Source organism: Brachybacterium sp. AOP43-C2-M15, from assembly GCF_052446295.1.
Lineage (GTDB): Bacteria > Actinomycetota > Actinomycetes > Actinomycetales > Dermabacteraceae > Brachybacterium.
Map to the genome: position 1 here is coordinate 123,935 of NZ_JBQSWB010000009.1, position 17,239 is coordinate 141,173.

Here is a 17,239-nt window from a genome sequence, read left to right on the forward strand (position 1 = left end):
CTACCACGGGCCTGCGGCGCCTCAGAGCCCCCAGGCCTCGGCCAGCAGCTCGATGCCGCGGAGGCGGTGCTCGGGCTCGAAGTAGTTCGCGGTGACGATGAGCTCGTCCGCCCCGGTGGCGTCGACGATCGCCTCCAGCTGGGAGACCACGGAGGCGGGGGAGCCGACGGCGCGGATCGAGAGGGTCTGCTCGACCTGCTGCATGAGGTGATCGGGGTAGCGGCCCTCGAGGTCCCGGGGCGGCTGCGTCTTCATCCGCTGCCCGGTCACGACCCCCAGGAACTGCTGGACGTTGGTGGTGAACAGGTGCTCGGCCTCCGCGTCGGTGGGGGCGACGACGACGTTGACCCCCACCATGGTGCGGGGCCGCTCGATCTGCGCCGCCTCGCCGGTGGTGGTGAAGCTGTCCCGGTACACCTGCAGCGCCTGGAGGTACTGGAAGGGCGCGAAGTGGGAGGCGACCGAGAACGGCATCCCCAGCTGCGCGGCCAGACGCGCCCCGTTGGTGGTGGAGCCCAGGATCCACATCGGCACCTCGGTGCCCTCGGCGACGGCGGCACGGATGGGCAGCTGACCGCTGGGCTCGGCGTGGGACCAGTCGCGCATCTGCTCGACGGCGGCGATGAAGGCGCCCGGCTCCGCGGAGGTGCGGGCCAGCAGCTGGGCCGTGTACTGGTCGGTGCCGGGGGCGCGCCCCAGGCCCAGGTCGATGCGGTCCCCGTGGAACTGCACCAGGGTGCCGAACTGCTCGATGACGGCGAGCGGGGAGTGGTTGGGCAGCATGATCCCGCCCGAGCCCACCCGGATCCGCTCGGTGAGCGAGGCGGCCCGGTCGATCAGCAGGCTGGTCGCGCTCGAGGCGAGGGACTCGGTGTTGTGGTGCTCGGCGTACCAGTAGCGGTGGTAGCCGGCGCCATCCGCGGTCTGCGCCGCGCGCATCGAGGTCTCGATCCCGTCGCGGGCGTCCTGCCCCTCGCTGACGGGGACCAGGTCGAGGATCGACAGGGGGACGTGCGGGGTGCTCATGGCGCGAGCCTAGCCACCTGCACGGCCCCCTGGTCGATCGGCGGGGGTGGGGAAGGATCACGTCGACCGATCACGGTCTCCGGGAAGGAATCGGGGGCCGCGGGCGTTGCGGCAGCGATGAGGTTCTCCCTGCTCGACCGCTCCCGCACCCGCGTCGGCCGCCCCGAGCAGGCGGCGCTGCCGGACAGCCTCGAGCGTGCCATCGCGGCGGAGCAGCAGGGCTATCACCGCTTCTGGGCGGCCGAGCATCACACCGTGCCCGGCATCGCGAGCGGTTCCCCGGCCGTGCTGCTCGCCGCGATCGGCCAGCGCACCTCGCGGATCCGCCTGGGCTCCGGCGGGGTGATGCTGCCCAACCACCGCCCCCTCGTGGTCGCCGAGCAGTTCCTCATGCTCGCCTCCCTCGCGCCGGGGCGCGTGGACCTCGGTCTGGGGCGATCGCTGGGCTTCACCGCACCGGTGCGGGAGGCGCTCGGCCGGACGGGGTCCGATCCTGCCCGGTTCGCGCAGGAGGTCACCGAGCTGCGCGACTACCTCGAGGGCACCGCAGCCCTCACCGCCCGCCCCGTCGTCGATCCCCCGCCGCCGCTGTTCCTGCTCGCCACCGGCTCCGGCCTCGACGCGGCCGCGCAGCTCGGGCTGCCCGTGGTGATCGGCGGGCCGGTCCTCGCCTCCGAGGAGCTCCCCGCGCGCCTCGCCGCCTACCGCCGCACCTTCCGCCCGCACCGCGGGAGCGCGCCGAGCGTGATCGTCTCCGCCGACGTGCTCGTCGCCGACACCGACGCCGCGGCGAGAGAGCTCGCCCTCCCCGAGGTGTGGGCGATGGCGCGGTCCCGCGAGACGGGGGTGTTCCCGCCGCTGGACTCCGTGGCCGCGATCCGGGGCCGGGAGCTGAGCGCGCGCGAGCGGTCCCGCATCGAGCGCGGGCTCGAGACCACCTGGGCGGGCGGCGAGCGCACCGTCACCGCCCGCGTCGAGCAGGTCCTCGAGCGCACGGGCGCCGACGAGCTGCTCGTCTCCGGCTCCACCTTCGACCGCGAGGCGCTCGCCGAGTCGGACCGGCGGGTGGCGGCGCTGCTGGGCTGACCACTGCCACCGCACACAGCTCTCCACGGCACGACCACATCCCGCCGCCGTCACCCCGCGTCGTAATGCCCTCGGCCCACCACGGCGTGGCGCACCCCGCCGACCGGGTTCTCCGCGTCGCCGTGGAAGCGGGGGATGAGGTGGAGGTGCGCGTGGAAGACGGTCTGCCCGGCGGCGCGCCCGGCGTTGAGGCCGAGGTTGTAGCCGTCCGGGGCCAGCTCCTCGTCGAGAGCGGCTCGGACCTGATCGATCAGGTCGAGCGCCGCCTGCCATTCCTCACGCGTGGCCTCGAACCAGGTCTCCACCACGCGCCACGGGATGATCAGCGCGTGCCCGGGGGAGACCGGATGCGCATCCCGGATCGCGAAGCAGAGGTTGTTACCCGCCAGATGCTCCGTGCGGGGAACGGCGAGGAAGGGAGAGCTCCGTGCATCCATGGCCGCCATCTCACCACAACGCTCCACGGGACCGGCAGCGGCGCCGAGCTGGTGGCGTGGAGCGTGTCAGTGCCGCGGGGCGTCGTACCTCGGGGCCGCCGCGTGCTGCGCGCTCTGATGGGCGAAGGCGGCACCGTACTGTGCGTGCGCGTGGGCATGCCGTGCGTACTGCGCCCGGACCCGATCGTTGTGACTCGATGCGGCGAGGCAGCCCCAGATCATCGCTGTGATCCAGATCGGGATCCCCACCATTGGTGCCAGAAACGCGAGGATCGCGCCGAGGCCGAAGGTCGCCAGCGTGATCAGGGCGATGACGATCCCGACGCAGAACGAGACGACCAGGGTGATCCCCAACAGGATCAGGGCACCGGAAACGGTCGAGTACAGCATTCCGAGGGGACCGAAGAAGAAGGTGAGCAGAAAGGCGAGACCGACGCTCTTCTCGGGCAACGGAGGGAGGGCCATCGGCGGGGCATAGTGGCCCACGGGCTGAGGCCAGCTCGGCTGCGGCGACGGACGGGCATGCGGCCCGGACCCGCCGTCGCTCAGCGGATCATAGCTGCGTGCGGCCGGATCGACGATTCCGCTCCGGACGATCTCGCTCTCGACGATCTCCCCGGGGATCACGTGCTCGTGACCCTCTGGCTGATCCCGTCGGTCCGATGGTCGCTGAGTCATGTCTCCCCCTGAGTCCCCGGCGCCGGGAGGATGCGTCCCGAGGTGCCGTCGTCGACTGCTTCATCGTAGGTGACATGTGCGACGCATCGGGCAGACCAGCCGATGGAAGACCTCCCGCACGACCTTCGCCACGGGCAGGTCCACGTCCGTCGATGCGACTGGCCTGCGCCTGCCCCGTCCCGGCCGCACTCGAACCCTGTTCCACCGGCTCGACGGCGGAGGAGCGGTTGTCACAGCGGGAGCGCGATGAGTCGCTCGCCGTGCACCGGGAGCGGAGCCGCCGTGCCGCCGCGCTCCTGGAGCAGCGCGCCCCGAGCTCGGTCCACCGGATCACGACCGACAGCCTCGAGCCCTCGGACGTCGCTCGGCGCATCGCAGCGCTCCTGGACTGGGACTGACCTCGACCCGACCGAGCACGCCGACGACTGCGGCGCTTCACAGCTCCTTCCGGAAGCACACGTTCACGCTGTCGGCCGGATCGTACGGGGCGAAGACCGCGATGCGCTCCCAGCCCTCGCGCTCGTAGAGCGCGATCGCCTCGGGCTGGCGATCGCCCGTCTGCAGGAACAGCTCCGTCGCGCCGCGCTCGCGGGCGCCCTCCTCGAGCCGGGCGAGGACGGCGCTCGCCAGTCCCAGCCGCCGATGGTCCGCGTCGATGAACAGCCGTTTGACCTCCCACCGGTCCGGCAGTCGGCGCAGGGTGCCGGTCGCGGCCGTCTCGCCGTCGACCAGGGCCAGCAGCACGTGGTCGACGTCCTCGCTGCTCGGCGGCGCGGGCCGGCGCCGGCGCAGGGCCTCGTAGCGCGGGCCGATCTCCGCGTCCATCGCTGCGCGCAGAGCCGCTCCGCGAGGGTCCTCCCAGGTGGTGCGCTCCCAGACGAGGGTGCGACCGTCGCGCAGCGGCGAGGCGTGCTCGGCGGTGGTCGTCATGCCCTCACCTCCGCGCCGCTCGCCGCTGCGGTGACGACGGCCTCGCGCGCGGGGATCGAGGCGATCAGCGTGCGCGTGTACTCCTCGCGCGGGGCCGCGAACACCTCCGCGACCGTGCCGGACTCGACGACCTCCCCGCGGCGCAGCACCGTGAGCGTGTCCGCGAACTGCCGCACCACGCCGAGGTCGTGGGAGATGAACAGGTAGGTCAGCCCCAGGTCCCGCTGCAGGGTCGCGAGCACCTCGAGGATTCCCGCCTGCACGGTCACGTCCAGCGCGCTGGTGGGCTCGTCGAGCACCAGCACCTCGGGGCGCAGCGCGAGCGCTCGCGCGATCGCGACCCGCTGCCGCTGCCCGCCGGAGAGCGCGCCCGGCCGGCGGCCGCGCAGCGAATCCGGCAGTCGCACCGCGTCCAGCGCCCAGGCCGCGCGCTCCTCGCGCTCGGCCCGGTCGCCCACCCGGTACCTCTCCAGCGGCTCCCGCACGATCCGGCCGACGGCGAAGCGCGGGTCGAGGGACGTGAAGGGGTTCTGGTAGACGATCTGCAGGTGCCGACGCACCTCGCGCAGCGCCGACGGGTCGGCGGGATCCACGACGCGTCCGCCGACGGCGACGGAGCCGCTGTCGACCGCCTCCAGGCCGAGCAGCGCCCGGGCGGCGGTGGACTTCCCGGAGCCGGATTCTCCCACCAGGGCGTGGGTGCGGCCGCGCGGGATCGTGAAGGAGACGTCCGCGAGGGCGCGCACCTCGCGGTCCCGGGAGCGGAAGGTGCGCGAGACGTCCCGCACCTGCACCTGCACGTCGGCCTCGGCGAGGGGACGGTGCTCGTCGCGCTCGGCCCGCAGGGCGGCGAAGCGGTCCGGGTTCAGGCCCGGCACGTCCGCCTGCAGGGCACGGGTGTACTCCGAGCGCGGTGCGGTGAACACGCTCCGCGTCGGCCCCGCCTCCTGGATCGTGCCGTCCTGCAGGACCACGACCTCGTCGGCCCGAGCGGCCGCGATCGCGAGGTCGTGCGTGATCAGCAGGACGCCGATCCCCATCTCGCGCCGCAGATCGTCCAGCAGGTCCAGGATCTGCTTCTGCACGGTCACGTCCAGGGCCGAGGTCGGCTCGTCCGCGACCAGCAGCCGCGGCCCGGGCAGGATCGCGAGCGCGATGAGCACCCGCTGCAGCTGCCCGCCGGAGAGCTGGTGCGGGAAGGACTCCATCACGCGCTGCGGCTCCGGCAGCCCCACGCGCTCGAGGGCGCCCAGCACCAGGGCCTCGCGGTCCGCGCGGCGGCGGGCCCCGGGCACCAGGGCCGCGGCCTCGAGCGCCTGCGCTCCGATCGAGCGCACGGGGTTCAGGGAGGAGCCCGGGTCCTGGGGCACGAAGCCCAGCACCCGGCCGCGCAGCGGCAGGAACTCGCGGTCCCGCAGACCGGTGACCTCGCGGCCCTGCACCACGATCGACCCGTCCACGTGGGCCCGGCGCGAGCCGAGCAGGCGCAGCACGGCGCGGGCGATCGTCGACTTCCCGGAGCCGGACTCCCCGATCAGGGCGAGGGCCTTCCCCTCGCCCACGGCGAAGGAGGCGTCATGGACCACCTCGGTGCCGCCATAGGCCACGCTCAGCCCGCTCACCTGCAGCAGCGGCGCCGCGGGGGCGGGCTCCCGCGGCGCGGCGGCGGTGTTCTCGATCGTCTTCAGGATGCTCATCGGGTCCTCCCCTGATCCAGCCAGCGGCTGATGCGGCTCACGGACAGCACGACGACGGCGATGACGAGACCCGGGGCGATCACGAGCCACGGGGCGTGCAGGAGGTGCTCGCGGCCGTCGGAGACGAGCAGACCCCAGTCGGAGGCGGGCGGCGGATCGCCGTAGCCCAGGAAGGCGAGCCCGGCGATCACGAGGATCGCGATGCCGAACTGCAGGATCGCGAGCGAGAGCACGGGCCGCAGGGCGTTGGGCAGCACGTGCCGCAGCAGCACGTACCCGGCGGAGCCTCCGTTCACGCGCGCCGCCTCGATGAACACGCTGGTGCGCACCCGCAGCACCTCGGAGCGCATGAGCCGGGCGAAGACGGCGACCGCGGAGACGCCGGTGGCGATCGCGGCGTTGCGGGTGTCGTACCCGAGCGCCGTCACCACCACCACGGCCAGCAGGAAGCCCGGGATCGCGAGCAGCACCTCGACCAGGCGGCCGATCACCGCGTCGACCCAGCCGCCCAGGTAGCCGCCCAGCAGCCCCAGCGCACCGCCCGTCACCACGCCGATGGCCACCGCGATCAGCGCGCTGGTCATCGAGGAGGCGGAGCCGTGGACGATGCGGGTGAGCAGGTCGCGGCCCAGATGGTCGGTGCCCAGCCAGTACTGCCAGGCGGGAGCGGTGAACTTGTCGTCCGGGATGCCGACCGACGGATCATGGCCGGTGAACAGCCCGGGGGCGACCGACCAGGCGAGGACCACCACGATCACCGCGGCGGACAGCAGCACCGTCACGGGTGGGCGGGTCCCCGCCGTGGTGCGGGCGCGGGCACCGGCACGCTGGCCGGGGGTGAGGACGGCTGCGCTCATCGGGTCTCCTTCCGGGCGCGCGGGCTCCCGGCGCGCAGACGTGGGTCCAGCAGCGGGTAGAGCAGGTCGATCACCAGGTTCACCACCACGAACACGGCGGCGGAGAGCACCACCGCGGCCAGCAGCACCGGCACGTCCTGGCTGCTGACGGCTTTCTGCACCACGGTGCCCACGCCGGTGCGGCCGAAGATCGTCTCGGTGATCAGCGATCCGCCGAGCACCTCGCCGAGCACCAGACCCACCACGGTCACGGTGGGCAGCAGGGACGGCCGCAGCAGATGCCGCACCACCACCTGCGCGGGAGGCAGGCCGCGCGAGAGCGCCACCTCCGCGTAGTCCTGCCCGGCGGATTCGTCGAGCGCCGTGATGAACACCTGCGCGATCTGGGCGGAGACCGGGATCGCGAGGGTCAGCGCCGCGACGAGCGTGGAGCCCGCGCCCTCGGAGTCCACCAGGCTGAACAGGCCCAGGCTCACCGCGAGCACCTGGATCAGCACCAGGCCGATGAGGAAGTTCGGGGTGGACAGGAACACCGTGGGCAGCGAGCGCACCAGCGAGTTCAGCGGGCCCGCCGGCAGCACCCGGGAGGCCAGCCCCAGCACCGCGGCGATCAGCACCGCGAGCATGAGCGCCGTCGCGGCGAGGATCAGGGTCGAGGGGATCGCGGCGCCGATGAGCTCGGTGACGGGCTGCGAGGTCGACAGCGAGGTGCCCAGCTGCCCGGTGACCGCGTTGCCGAGGGAGACCAGCAGCTGCACGAGCACGGGACGGTCGAGCCCGTGGAAGGCCCGGATCTGCGCCTTCTCCGCGTCGGTGTAGCCGTTCTGGGGGTTGTCCAGCTGCGCGGAGATCGGGTCCCCGGGGATCGCCGAGAGCACCAGGAACACCAGCACGTACGCCAGGGCGATCACCACCAGCGCCTGCCCTGTGCGCCGGAGGGCGAAGGACGCGTAGCGGCGCAGCGGCGCGGCGGTCGCGGTGCCCGCGGGGAGCCGAGGACGGGAGCCCGCGGGGGCGGTCACCGAGGCGCTCATCGCTGCGTCCCCTTCGTCGTCGCGTGGTACGAGGGGATCGCGACCGCGTTGAAGGAGATGCCGCTCAGCTCGGGGGACTGCACGTAGATGCGCTGCACGTTCTGCTCGAGGGGGATGAAGTAGGCCTGCTCGAGCACGTGCCGGGAGAGCTCCTCGACCACGCCGGCCCGCTCCTCGCGGGAGGCGGCGCCGGCCACCTCGTCGCGCAGCCGCACCAGCTCCTCGTCGGAGGAGCCCACCTGGAACCAGTCCTCGCCCTCGTCGGTGATCACCTCGGCGACGGTGCCCACGTCCACGAAGCTGCGGGTCACCTCCGCGACGCCCTGGGTGAGGTCGTTGGTGACGCGCTCGGTCCAGGTGGGGATGTCGAGCTTCTGGGTGCGCACGCGGATGCCGAGGCGGCCCAGGTGCTGGCTGATCAGCTGCGCCTCCGGCACGGAGCCGGTGAGGTACGGGGTGGGGTAGATCGTGAAGCCGAGCTCCTCCCCGTCCTTCGTGCGGAAGCCGTCGGTGTTCCGTCCGGTCCAGCCGGCCTCGTCCAGCAGACGTGCGGCGAGGTCCGGGTCGTGCTCGAACAGCTCGGTGAGGTCCGTGGTCTCCGGCACCCCGGCCTGCAGCCAGCTGGTGGCCGGCTCCCAGGCGTCGGTGAACACGGTGCGCAGGATCTCCGCCCGGTCGATGCCGCGGGTGACGGCCTGCCGCACGCGCACGTCGTCGAAGGGCGCGACCGTGGTGCGCAGGTTGTAGCCGTGCACGAAGCCCAGGTAGCGGGGCACCTCGATGTGGAACCCCGCCTCCGTGAAGGCGTCCAGCACCTGCGGGTTCACGTTGTAGGAGAGGTCGGTCTGCCGGGCGCGGGCGGCGGAGGCCCGCAGGGTGTCGTCCGGCAGCACGGTGAAGGTGATCGCGGCGAGCTCCGCCGGGCCGCTCGCTCCGAGCACCTCGGGGGCCCAGTCGTAGTCCTCGCGGCGCACCAGGCGCACATGGTCGCCCGCCTTCCACGAGTCCAGCACGAAGGGACCGGAGCCGATCTGGACGGCGAGGTCGGACTGCTCCTCGAGGGAGGCGGCGATGCTCGAGGGCGCCAGCAGCTGGCAGCCGTGGTACCCGAGGGTGGGCAGGAAGGACAGGGTGGGTGCGGTGAAGGTGACCCGCACGGTGAGGTCGTCGAGCGCCTCGGCGCCCTCGTACGTGCCGCCCGGGAACAGACCGACCCGGGCGATGCCCTCGTCGGGTCGGCCCACGGCCCAGGACTCGAGGTTCGCGAGCACGGCGTCGGCGTCCAGCGCCGTGCCGTCGGAGAAGGTGACCCCCTCGCGCAGGTGCAGGACGTACTCGGTCGCCTCGGCGTTCTGCTCCCAGGAGGTGGCGATCCAGGGGGAGACGGTGCCCTCGGGATCGGTGTGCACCAGCTTGTCCGTCAGCTGCTGCCACACGTTCGCCTCGTAGCTGGAGATCGCGCTCTTGGAGGGCACCCAGCCGCCGTCGAGGTTGGAGATGAGGAAGGACAGCTCGTCGCTGCCGTCGCCGCCGTCGCTGCCGCCGGCTCGGGCGGACTCCAGCGCGCATCCGGCCAGGGGCAGGCCCGCGAGGCCCAGGGCGCCCGCGCCGAGGCCCTGCAGGAGCCGGCGCCGGCTGGGGGAGGTGCCGGCGGTCATCGCCGGGCCTCCGGTGCGGTGAGGGCGGCGACCAGGCGATCGACGCCGTCGCGCAGCCCGTCGGCGTCCAGGTGGCTGATCCCGAGGCGCAGGCGGCCGCGGTCGTCCGCGGAGTCCTCGAGGAAGAAGAAGCGCCCCAGCACCGCGTCCGTGCCGAAGCGGGTGCGGGCCAGGTGCTGCGCGGCGGCCAGGTCGATCCCCTCGTCCTCGATCCGCGCCCACAGGAAGATCCCGCCGGTGCGGTGCTCCACGCTGACGCCGCCGGGCAGTGCCGCGTCCAGGAGGCCGGTGACCAGGTCGAACCGGTCCGCGTACAGGGTGCGGGAGCGCTCCGCGATGCCGTCCAGGCCGCCCTGGATCGGGGGGCGGTCGCCGGCGCCGACGACGCGCTCCACGATCGCCTGCACGGGCACGGAGGAGTGCTGGTCCTGGTTGGCGCGCAGGCGGGTGACGGGCGCGACCAGCCAGGTCGGGAGCACCAGGTAGCCCAGGCGCAGTCCCGGTCCCAGGATCTTGGAGAAGGTGCGCACGTGCACCACCAGATCCGAGTCGGGCGAGTAGTCCGCGGGGACGTCGACGCCGGGGAAGGCGAGGCCGTCGTAGGCGTTGTCGGAGACGATGACGAAGCCGTAGTGCTCGGCCAGGGCCACCAGTCGCTCGCGCTGCGCGGCGGGGGTGACGAGGCCGGTGGGGTTGTGGAAGTCCGGGACGGTGTACAGCAGCTTCGGGCGGGCGCCGTCCTCGAGGCGCGCCTCGAGGGAGTCGATGTCGAGGCCGTCCGGACCCAGCGGCAGCGGCAGCAGCTCCGGCTCGTGGTGCTGGAGGTCGCGGAAGATCAGCGGATAGGTGGGGTCCTCCACGACGATCCGGTCCCCGCGGTCCAGCAGCGCATCGAACACGAGGGACAGGCCGTGGAAGGCACCGTTGGTGACCAGCACGCGGGCGGGGTCCACCCCCTCGCGGCGGGCGATCCACTCCCGCAGCGGGGTGATGCCGGACGGGGCGCTGTACTGCAGGGTGCTGACCAGGGCCTGCGGATCGGCGGTGAGGTGTGCGGCGGCGAGGCGGATCGCCTCCAGGGGGAGGGCGTCTGGGCTGGGCGCTCCGCCCAGCAGGGGCACGGCGCCGGGCAGGGGAGAGCCGGCGGATCTGCCGAAGCCGCGGGAGCGGTCCTCCCGGGCGCCGAGGGCGGAGAGCAGACCGTCCGCGAGGCGGGAGGGCGTCAGTCGCGCGGGGTCGAGGGTGGTGGTCATCACAGGGCCTTCCCGGGGTTCAGCAGGTGGTGGGGATCGAAGGCGTCCTTCAGGCGTCCTTGCAGGTCGCGGGAGGGGGAGGAGAGCTCGAGGTCGAGCCAGCCGCGCTTGGCGGTGCCGATCCCGTGCTCCCCGCTGATGGTGCCGCCCAGAGCGAGCGCGGCGCGCACCAGCTCGTCGGCGGCGGCGAGGATCGGCGCGGGCAGCTCCTCGCCGTCGTGCTCGCCGCGGGGCAGGGCGAGGCAGGGGTGGAGGTTCCCGTCGCCGGCGTGCGCGACGGCGGAGGTGTCCACGCCGTGGCGCTCGCCGATCGCGGAGATCTCGTCGAAGATCTCGGCCAGGCGGGACTTCGGCACCGCGACGTCCTCGCCCAGGCGGAGCAGGTCGGCGCGGGCGCCGCGGCCGCTGCGGCGCAGCTCCCACAGGTGCTCGGCCTCGCTCTCGTCCTCGATCGCGCGCACCTCGGCGCCGGCGGCGGCGAGCACCGCGGTGAGGTCGGCGGTCTGCTCCTCGATGCCGTAGCCGTCGAGCTCGAGCAGCAGGATCGCGCTGTCCCGGCGGGCGAGGTCGGAGCCGGTGCTGCGGTCGATGTCCCGGAGCGTGCTGGCGTCGAGCAGCTCGGTGGCCGCCGGGCGCACCGGGCTGCGCGAGATCGCGCCCACTCCGTCGGCGGCGGCCCCCACGGTCCGGAAGCGGGCCAGCACGGTGCGGCGGGCGACGGGCAGGGGACGGATCCGCACCGTCGCGGCCGTGACCACGGCGAGGGTGCCCTCCGAGCCGATCAGCAGCTGGGTGAGGTCCAGTCCGGTCACGCCCTTGATCGCGCGGTGCCCGGTGCGCAGCAGGGTGCCGTCGGGGAGGACCGCCTCGAGGGCGAGCACCGATTCCCGGGTGACCCCGTACTTGGCGCAGTGCAGCCCGCCGGCGTTCGTGGCGATGTTGCCGCCGATGGTGGAGAGCCGGGCGCTGGCCGGGTCCGGGGCGTAGAACACGCCGTGCGGCGCGAGCGCGGCCGAGAGGTCCGCGGTGATCACCCCGGCCTCGACCACCGCGACCTCGTCCAGGAGGTCGATCTCGCGGATCGCGGTGAGGCGCTCGAGGCTCAGCACGATCGCCCCGTCGGCCGGGACCGCCCCGCCGGAGAGCCCCGAGCCGGCGCCCCGGGGGACCACCACGGTGCCCGTCTCGTGGGCCAGGCGCAGCACGGCCTGGACCCCCGCGGTGTCCGCGGGGCGCACCAGCAGGAAACGGGTGCCGACCGGGGCGCGCACCGCCGCGTCGCCCGCGTAGGCCTCCGCGGGATCGTCGATCACCGCCGACTCGCCGATCACCGCGCGCAGGCGCGCGGCGACCTCCTCGAGATCGGGGCGGAGGAGGACGGGGGAAGCACTCGGCACGAGGGGGCTCCTGGACGCTGGCGGCGGTGGTCGGTGCCAGCGTGAGCCAGGCATGCCCATAAGGGCAAGTGCTGACCGTCATAAGAGTTCATGGTTGCGCAGGGGGCGGCGCCCTCAGGCCCCCGGAGGGCGCGTCGGATCGTGATCGTCCCCGTGGATCGGCACATGGCCGTCGGGGATGTCCTCGTAGCTCGCCGGGTCCGAGATCGGCTCGAGATGGGTGAGCACCGTGAGGTCCGGCAGCAGGCCGCGCAGCTCCGCCTCGAGACCCTCGATGTAGTCGTGGCCCTGCTTGACCGTCCACTCGTCGGGCACCAGCACGTGCACGTTCATGTACTTCTGCTGTCCGGCCTCGCGGGTCTGCAGGCCGTGGAAGGTCACCGTGGCGTCGGTGCGGCGGCGCAGCACCTCGGTGATGACCTCGTGGTCCTCGTCCGGCAGCGCCTTGTCCAGCAGTCCGGAGACCGACTCGCCCAGCAGGCCGATGCCCGTGACGATGATGTTGATCCCCACGGCGAAGGCGACCAGCGCGTCCAGGCGCTCCCAGCCGGTCAGCGCCACCAGGCCCACGCCCAGCAGCACCCCGGCGCTCGTGACCACGTCGGTCATCAGGTGCTTGCCGTCGGCGCGCAGGGTGATCGAGTTGTGCGCCTTCCCGGCGCGCAGCAGCACCAGGGCCACACCGCCGTTGACGAGGGAGGCGACCACCACGATCACGAGGCCGATGCCGAGGTTCTCGAGCGGGCGCGGGTTGATGAAGCGCTCGACCGCGGTGACCAGGATGACCGCCGCGGCCACGAAGATCATCAACCCCTCGACGGCCGCCGAGAAGTACTCGGCCTTGGCGCGGCCGTAGAGGAAGCGCTCGGTGGCCGGCCGGGCGGCGACGGTCAGCGCGATGAGGGCGACGACCGCCGCGACCAGGTTGACGGTGGACTCGGCGGCGTCCGAGAGGAGGCCGACGGAGTCCGTCAGCGCCCAGGCGCCCGTCTTCAGGGTGATGGTGACGATGGCGGCGACGATCGACAGCCAGGCGAACCGGCGCAGGTCGACCCGTTCGCCCGGGGCGCGACGGTCGGGGGTGGTCATGCGGGGGAGTCCTTCGACGGGGGATCGGGGGCGAGGGTGCCGTCGGGCGCGATGTGCTCGAAGATCTGCTCGACCAGGGAGACGACGTGGGGGTCGTCCACGGTGTAGTAGCTGTGACGGCCCTCCCGCCGGGCGGAGACGATCCCGGCCAGACGCAGCTTGCTCAGGTGCTGGCTGGTGGTGGGCAGGCTGAGGCCCACCTGCGCGGCCAGCGCACCCACGTCGAAGCGCCCCGAGCTCATCAGCTGCACGAGGTGCAGCCGGGCGGGCGAGGCGAGCATCGCGAAGGTGTCGGCCGCCGCGGCGAGCTGCAGCTCGGTGGGCGTCCGGGGATCATCCATGCCCCGAGCCTGCCGCCGATTGGACAGTTGCGCAAGAGACGAAACGTCAGTGTGGGCGAGGCGACGCCGGCCGCGGATCCCGGCGAGATCGCCGCACCGCCGTACGACGGGCGGTCCGGGGCCGTAGCCTGGGCGCCGTCGAGACACCGCCGTCCGAAGGAGACCCCCGTGTACAACCTCTCCGTGGTGCTGGAGGACAGCGCCCGCACCGCCCCCGACCGCACCGCCCTCGTGCTGGGGCCGACCCGACTGACCTACGCCGAGGTCGATGCCGCCGCGAACCAGGTCGCGAACCTGCTGGTCTCCCTCGGCATCACCCCGGGCGACCGGGTCGCGCTCAGCTGCCCCAACCTGCCCCAGTTCCCGATCGTCTACTACGGGATCCTCAAGGCCGGCGCCGTGGTGGTGCCCCTGAACGTGCTCAACAAGGCCCGCGAGGTCACCTACTTCCTCGACGACGCCGAGGCCGCGGTGCACTTCTGCGCCGAGGGCACCGAGGAGCTGCCGATCGGTCGGTTCGCGCGCGACGGCGCCCTCGCCGCGGCGAGGGAGCCGCACCTCGTGGTCATGACCGCGGACCCCTCCGCCCCGAGCCCGCTCGAGGGCGTCCCCACTCTCGCGGAGTCCCTCGAGGGGATGTCCACGACCTTCGAGACCGTGCAGACCCGCGAGACGGACACCGCGGTGGTCCTCTACACCTCGGGCACCACCGGACGGCCGAAGGGCGCGGAGCTGAGCCACTCCAACCAGCTCATGAACGCCCTGACCTGCAACCGTCTGTTCGACTCGCAGCCCGGGCAGGACACGCACCTGGTGACCCTGCCGCTGTTCCACACCTTCGGCGCGACCGTGAACCTCCACGCCGGCTTCTCGATGGGCGCGACGCTGGTGCTGGTGCCGCGCTTCGAGGCGGGGCAGGTGCTCGACCTGCTCGTCGAGCACGAGGTGAGCGTGTTCGCCGCGGTGCCCACCATGTGGTGGGGGCTGCTGCGCGCGCTGGGGGAGGAGGACCGGGACCGGGCCGAGACGATCTCGAAGAGCCTCCGGCTGGGCATCTCCGGCGGCTCGCCGCTGCCCGTGGAGGTCCTCTCCGAGGCCCGGGACCGGCTCGGGGTCTCGATCATGGAGGGCTACGGGCTGTCCGAGACCTCGCCCGTGGCCTGCTTCTCCCTGGCCGACCGGCCACGGCCCGGATCGATCGGCCTGCCCGTGTGGGGCGTCGAGGTCAAGCTCATCGACCCCGGGGACCCGGACTGGGCGGAGGTCACCGGGGCCGACGAGGTCGGTGAGCTCGCGGTGCGCGGCCACAACGTGATGAGCGGCTATCTGGGTCGTCCGCAGGAGACCGGGGCGGTGATGCGCGAGGGCTGGTTCCGCACCGGCGACCTGGCGCGCCGCGACGAGGACGGCTTCTACTTCGTCGTGGACCGCTCCAAGGACATGATCCTGCGGGGCGGCTACAACGTGTACCCGCGCGAGGTCGAGGAGGTGCTCATCTCCCATCCCGAGGTCTCCCTCGCCGCCGTGGTCGGCGTGCCCGACGAGCGCGTCGGGGAGGAGGTCAAGGCCCACGTGATCCTCGTCGACGGCGCGACGATCACCGCCGAGGAGCTGCGCGACTGGGGCGCGGAGCAGATGGCCGCCTACAAGTACCCGCGCGAGGTGGTCCTGGTCGAGGAGCTGCCGATGACCGCGACCGGGAAGATCCTCAAGCGCGAGCTGAGCTGACGGACCCCCGGGGCCGCTCAGAGCACCGTGCGGGTGGGCTCCGTGTCCGTCGGGAGGCCCGCCCGGGCGTAGGCGCGGAAGCCGCCGACGATGTCGGTGGCGCGGCGGAAGCCGAGATCGCGCAGGTCGCGGGCGGCGAGCGAGGAGTAGTACCCCTCGTTGCAGACCACCACGACGAGCTCGTCGCGCTCGGGGCTCTCCGGCATCCGGTGGTCGCCGGCGGGGTCCAGCCGCCACTCGAGCACGAGGCGCTCGATGACCGCGGCGCCGGGAATGTGCCCCTCGGGCTCCCGGGTCGCGGCCGAGCGGATGTCGATCACGTGCGCGCCCTGCGCCTGCGCCGCGGCGAGATCCTGCGGAGCGATGCGCTGGATCCCGCGGCGCGACGCCTCGAGGATCTCCTCGATGCCGTGGGCAGGAGCGGCCTCGGCGCGGCGCCGTCCGTGCGACCCGTCCGCCTCGCTCACCGGGTGCGGCCCGAGGAGAACGCGGCCAGCCCGTCGCCCGCGCCGCCGGCGCCCTCGGAGCTCGTCGAGTAGCGCGTGGGGGTGCTCTCGCGGCGCGGGCCCCCGCTGCGGGTGGGACGACCCTGCCCGCCGCGGCCCCGGCCGCCGCCCTGGCCGGAGCGCTGCCCCTGCTCGCCGCCGGGGCGCTGGCCCTGACCGCCCTGGCCACGACCGCCCTGGCCACGGCCGCCGCCCTGGCCACGGCCGCCCTGACCGCGGCCGCCGCCCTGACCGCGGCCGCGACCGCCCTGGCCGCCGCGACGCTCGCCGTTCAGACGGGCCTGGTCCACAGGGGCCTCGGGCTGGCGCGGCTCGTGGGTCTCCACCCGCTCGCCGGGGGCCAGCGTGTCGAGGACCGGGGAGGTCGGGGCCACCCGGGCGTGGTAGGTGGGCGTGATGCCCGCCTTGCGCATGAGGTCGCTGACGTCGCGCTTCTGCTCCGGGGTCTGGACCGTGATCACGGTGCCGGACTCGCCGGCGCGGGCGGTGCGGCCCGAGCGGTGCAGGTACGCCTTGTGCTCGACCGGCGGATCGGCGTGCACCACGAGGGCGACCTCGTCGACGTGGATGCCGCGGGCGGCGATGTCGGTGCAGACCATCGTGGTCGCGGTGCCGGAGCCGAAGGCCTCGAGATTCCGGGTGCGGGCGTTCTGCGAGAGGTTGCCGTGGAGGTCCACCGCGTCCACGCCGCGGGCGCTGAGCTTGCGGGCGAGGTTCTTCGCGCCGTACTTGGTGCGCGTGAACATGATGGTGCGGCCGGGAGCGGCGGCGAGATCGCGCAGCACGTCGAAGCGAGTCGCGGCATCCACCTCGAGCACGTGGTGCTCCATGGTGCCCACGGGGCTCGTGGCCGGGTCCGCCGAGTGGGTCACGGGCTCGTGCAGGAACTCCTTGACCAGCTTGTTCACGCCCGAGTCGAGGGTCGCGGAGAACAGCATCCGCTGGCCCTTGCGCGGGGTCGCCGCGAGGATCCGGCGCACCATCGGCAGGAAGCCCATGTCGGCCATGTGGTCGGCCTCGTCGATGACGGTGATCTCGACGGCGCCGAGGTCCGCGTGGCCCTGGCCCATGAGGTCGAGCAGGCGACCGGGGCAGGCGATGAGCACGTCGATGCCACCGGCCAAGGCCTTGACCTGGGGGTTCTGACCGACTCCGCCGAACACCACCGCGCTGCGCAGCCCGGCGGCCGCCTCGAGCGGCTGCAGGGACTCGGCGATCTGCGAGGCGAGCTCGCGGGTGGGGGCGAGGATGAGCGAGCGCGGCCGACGGGAGACCCGGCGGCGCGGCTCGGCGATGAGGCGGGCCACCAGCGGCAGCAGGAAGGCGTAGGTCTTGCCCGAGCCGGTGCGGCCACGGCCCAGCACGTCGCGCCCGGACAGGGAGTCGGGCAGCGTGGCGGACTGGATGGGGGTGGGCTCGGTGATCCCGCGGGGCGAGAGCACGTCGACGAGCGAGGAGGGCACGCCGAGGCGTGCGAAGTCTGAGGTGGTCACGAAGAGTGATCCGATCTGTGCGTTGCAGA

Annotated in this window: 17 protein-coding genes; 3 read left to right on the plus strand and 14 right to left on the minus strand. The window is 73.3% G+C overall.

The annotated features are described in order from the left end of the window. Window positions 1-21: 21 nt before the first annotated feature. A complete protein-coding gene (locus tag ACT3SP_RS11650; RefSeq protein ID WP_444587456.1) occupies window positions 22-1,026 on the minus strand; it encodes an LLM class flavin-dependent oxidoreductase in 1,005 nt (334 codons plus the stop codon). 117 nt (window positions 1,027-1,143) lie between these two features. Here ACT3SP_RS11650 and ACT3SP_RS11655 point away from each other — a divergent pair, with 117 nt between their 5' ends. After that, the gene (locus ACT3SP_RS11655) at window positions 1,144-2,112 is read left to right on the plus strand and encodes an MsnO8 family LLM class oxidoreductase (protein ID WP_444587457.1); all 969 of its coding nucleotides are present in this window, start codon (window positions 1,144-1,146) and stop codon (window positions 2,110-2,112) included. Between the two features lie 50 nt (window positions 2,113-2,162). Here ACT3SP_RS11655 and ACT3SP_RS11660 read toward each other — a convergent pair whose 3' ends face one another. Continuing rightward, window positions 2,163-2,549 (minus strand): HIT family protein, encoded by a 387-nt coding sequence (locus tag ACT3SP_RS11660; protein ID WP_444587458.1) that lies wholly within the window; start codon window positions 2,547-2,549, stop codon window positions 2,163-2,165. A 66-nt stretch (window positions 2,550-2,615) separates the two neighbouring features. Further along, window positions 2,616-3,176, minus strand: a complete 561-nt coding sequence (locus tag ACT3SP_RS11665) for a hypothetical protein (protein WP_444587459.1) — start codon at window positions 3,174-3,176, stop codon at window positions 2,616-2,618. A 278-nt stretch (window positions 3,177-3,454) separates the two neighbouring features. Between ACT3SP_RS11665 and ACT3SP_RS11670 the strand changes: the two genes are divergently transcribed. After that, window positions 3,455-3,625 (plus strand): hypothetical protein, encoded by a 171-nt coding sequence (locus ACT3SP_RS11670; protein WP_444587460.1) that lies wholly within the window; start codon window positions 3,455-3,457, stop codon window positions 3,623-3,625. A gap of 37 nt (window positions 3,626-3,662) precedes the next feature. On the opposite strand, the gene ACT3SP_RS11675 is transcribed toward ACT3SP_RS11670, so the two are convergent. The 9 genes from ACT3SP_RS11675 to ACT3SP_RS11715 all read right to left on the minus strand — a co-directional run bounded on the left by ACT3SP_RS11675 (window position 3,663) and on the right by ACT3SP_RS11715 (window position 13,483). Next, window positions 3,663-4,157, minus strand: coding sequence for a GNAT family N-acetyltransferase (locus tag ACT3SP_RS11675; protein ID WP_444587461.1), 495 nt, complete (start codon window positions 4,155-4,157; stop codon window positions 3,663-3,665). Then, the gene (locus ACT3SP_RS11680) at window positions 4,154-5,854 is read right to left on the minus strand and encodes a dipeptide ABC transporter ATP-binding protein (protein WP_444587462.1); all 1,701 of its coding nucleotides are present in this window, start codon (window positions 5,852-5,854) and stop codon (window positions 4,154-4,156) included. Before ACT3SP_RS11680 ends, ACT3SP_RS11675 begins: the two co-directional genes overlap by 4 nt. After that, the gene (locus tag ACT3SP_RS11685; RefSeq protein ID WP_444587463.1) at window positions 5,851-6,711 is read right to left on the minus strand and encodes an ABC transporter permease; all 861 of its coding nucleotides are present in this window, start codon (window positions 6,709-6,711) and stop codon (window positions 5,851-5,853) included. Before ACT3SP_RS11685 ends, ACT3SP_RS11680 begins: the two co-directional genes overlap by 4 nt. Then, the gene (locus ACT3SP_RS11690) at window positions 6,708-7,745 is read right to left on the minus strand and encodes an ABC transporter permease (protein WP_444587464.1); all 1,038 of its coding nucleotides are present in this window, start codon (window positions 7,743-7,745) and stop codon (window positions 6,708-6,710) included. Before ACT3SP_RS11690 ends, ACT3SP_RS11685 begins: the two co-directional genes overlap by 4 nt. Beyond that, the gene (locus ACT3SP_RS11695; protein ID WP_444587465.1) at window positions 7,742-9,403 is read right to left on the minus strand and encodes an ABC transporter substrate-binding protein; all 1,662 of its coding nucleotides are present in this window, start codon (window positions 9,401-9,403) and stop codon (window positions 7,742-7,744) included. Before ACT3SP_RS11695 ends, ACT3SP_RS11690 begins: the two co-directional genes overlap by 4 nt. Further along, the gene (locus ACT3SP_RS11700; RefSeq protein ID WP_444587466.1) at window positions 9,400-10,656 is read right to left on the minus strand and encodes an aminotransferase-like domain-containing protein; all 1,257 of its coding nucleotides are present in this window, start codon (window positions 10,654-10,656) and stop codon (window positions 9,400-9,402) included. Before ACT3SP_RS11700 ends, ACT3SP_RS11695 begins: the two co-directional genes overlap by 4 nt. Next, the gene (locus tag ACT3SP_RS11705) at window positions 10,656-12,053 is read right to left on the minus strand and encodes an FAD-binding oxidoreductase (protein WP_444587467.1); all 1,398 of its coding nucleotides are present in this window, start codon (window positions 12,051-12,053) and stop codon (window positions 10,656-10,658) included. The genes ACT3SP_RS11700 and ACT3SP_RS11705 overlap by 1 nt, the downstream gene beginning before the upstream one ends. A 114-nt stretch (window positions 12,054-12,167) precedes the next feature. Next, a complete protein-coding gene (locus ACT3SP_RS11710) occupies window positions 12,168-13,142 on the minus strand; it encodes a cation diffusion facilitator family transporter (RefSeq protein ID WP_444587468.1) in 975 nt (324 codons plus the stop codon). Then, window positions 13,139-13,483, minus strand: coding sequence for an ArsR/SmtB family transcription factor (locus ACT3SP_RS11715; protein WP_444587469.1), 345 nt, complete (start codon window positions 13,481-13,483; stop codon window positions 13,139-13,141). The genes ACT3SP_RS11710 and ACT3SP_RS11715 overlap by 4 nt, the downstream gene beginning before the upstream one ends. A 168-nt stretch (window positions 13,484-13,651) precedes the next feature. Between ACT3SP_RS11715 and ACT3SP_RS11720 the strand changes: the two genes are divergently transcribed. After that, window positions 13,652-15,211 carry a long-chain-fatty-acid--CoA ligase gene (locus ACT3SP_RS11720; RefSeq protein WP_444587470.1) on the plus strand — a complete coding sequence of 520 codons (1,560 nt, stop codon included), beginning with the start codon at window positions 13,652-13,654 and terminating at the stop codon, window positions 15,209-15,211. A gap of 17 nt (window positions 15,212-15,228) precedes the next feature. On the opposite strand, the gene ACT3SP_RS11725 is transcribed toward ACT3SP_RS11720, so the two are convergent. Both ACT3SP_RS11725 and ACT3SP_RS11730 read right to left on the minus strand, forming a co-directional pair. Further along, window positions 15,229-15,678 (minus strand): rhodanese-like domain-containing protein, encoded by a 450-nt coding sequence (locus ACT3SP_RS11725; protein WP_444587471.1) that lies wholly within the window; start codon window positions 15,676-15,678, stop codon window positions 15,229-15,231. Next, window positions 15,675-17,210 carry a DEAD/DEAH box helicase gene (locus ACT3SP_RS11730; protein WP_444587472.1) on the minus strand — a complete coding sequence of 512 codons (1,536 nt, stop codon included), beginning with the start codon at window positions 17,208-17,210 and terminating at the stop codon, window positions 15,675-15,677. Before ACT3SP_RS11730 ends, ACT3SP_RS11725 begins: the two co-directional genes overlap by 4 nt. Window positions 17,211-17,239 lie beyond the last annotated feature (29 nt).

What these genes read in the sequence shown, in the direction of transcription:
- ACT3SP_RS11650 (WP_444587456.1), bottom strand. Translation starts at nt 1,026, where the DNA reads ATGAGCACCCCGCACGTCCCCCTGTCGATCCTCGACCTGGTCCCCGTC.
- ACT3SP_RS11685 (WP_444587463.1), bottom strand. Translation starts at nt 6,711, where the DNA reads ATGAGCGCAGCCGTCCTCACCCCCGGCCAGCGTGCCGGTGCCCGCGCC.
- ACT3SP_RS11695 (WP_444587465.1), bottom strand. Translation starts at nt 9,403, where the DNA reads ATGACCGCCGGCACCTCCCCCAGCCGGCGCCGGCTCCTGCAGGGCCTC.
- ACT3SP_RS11655 (WP_444587457.1), top strand. Translation starts at nt 1,144, where the DNA reads ATGAGGTTCTCCCTGCTCGACCGCTCCCGCACCCGCGTCGGCCGCCCC.
- ACT3SP_RS11700 (WP_444587466.1), bottom strand. Translation starts at nt 10,656, where the DNA reads ATGACCACCACCCTCGACCCCGCGCGACTGACGCCCTCCCGCCTCGCG.
- ACT3SP_RS11715 (WP_444587469.1), bottom strand. Translation starts at nt 13,483, where the DNA reads ATGGATGATCCCCGGACGCCCACCGAGCTGCAGCTCGCCGCGGCGGCC.
- ACT3SP_RS11660 (WP_444587458.1), bottom strand. Translation starts at nt 2,549, where the DNA reads ATGGATGCACGGAGCTCTCCCTTCCTCGCCGTTCCCCGCACGGAGCAT.
- ACT3SP_RS11690 (WP_444587464.1), bottom strand. Translation starts at nt 7,745, where the DNA reads ATGAGCGCCTCGGTGACCGCCCCCGCGGGCTCCCGTCCTCGGCTCCCC.
- ACT3SP_RS11680 (WP_444587462.1), bottom strand. Translation starts at nt 5,854, where the DNA reads ATGAGCATCCTGAAGACGATCGAGAACACCGCCGCCGCGCCGCGGGAG.
- ACT3SP_RS11675 (WP_444587461.1), bottom strand. Translation starts at nt 4,157, where the DNA reads ATGACGACCACCGCCGAGCACGCCTCGCCGCTGCGCGACGGTCGCACC.
- ACT3SP_RS11710 (WP_444587468.1), bottom strand. Translation starts at nt 13,142, where the DNA reads ATGACCACCCCCGACCGTCGCGCCCCGGGCGAACGGGTCGACCTGCGC.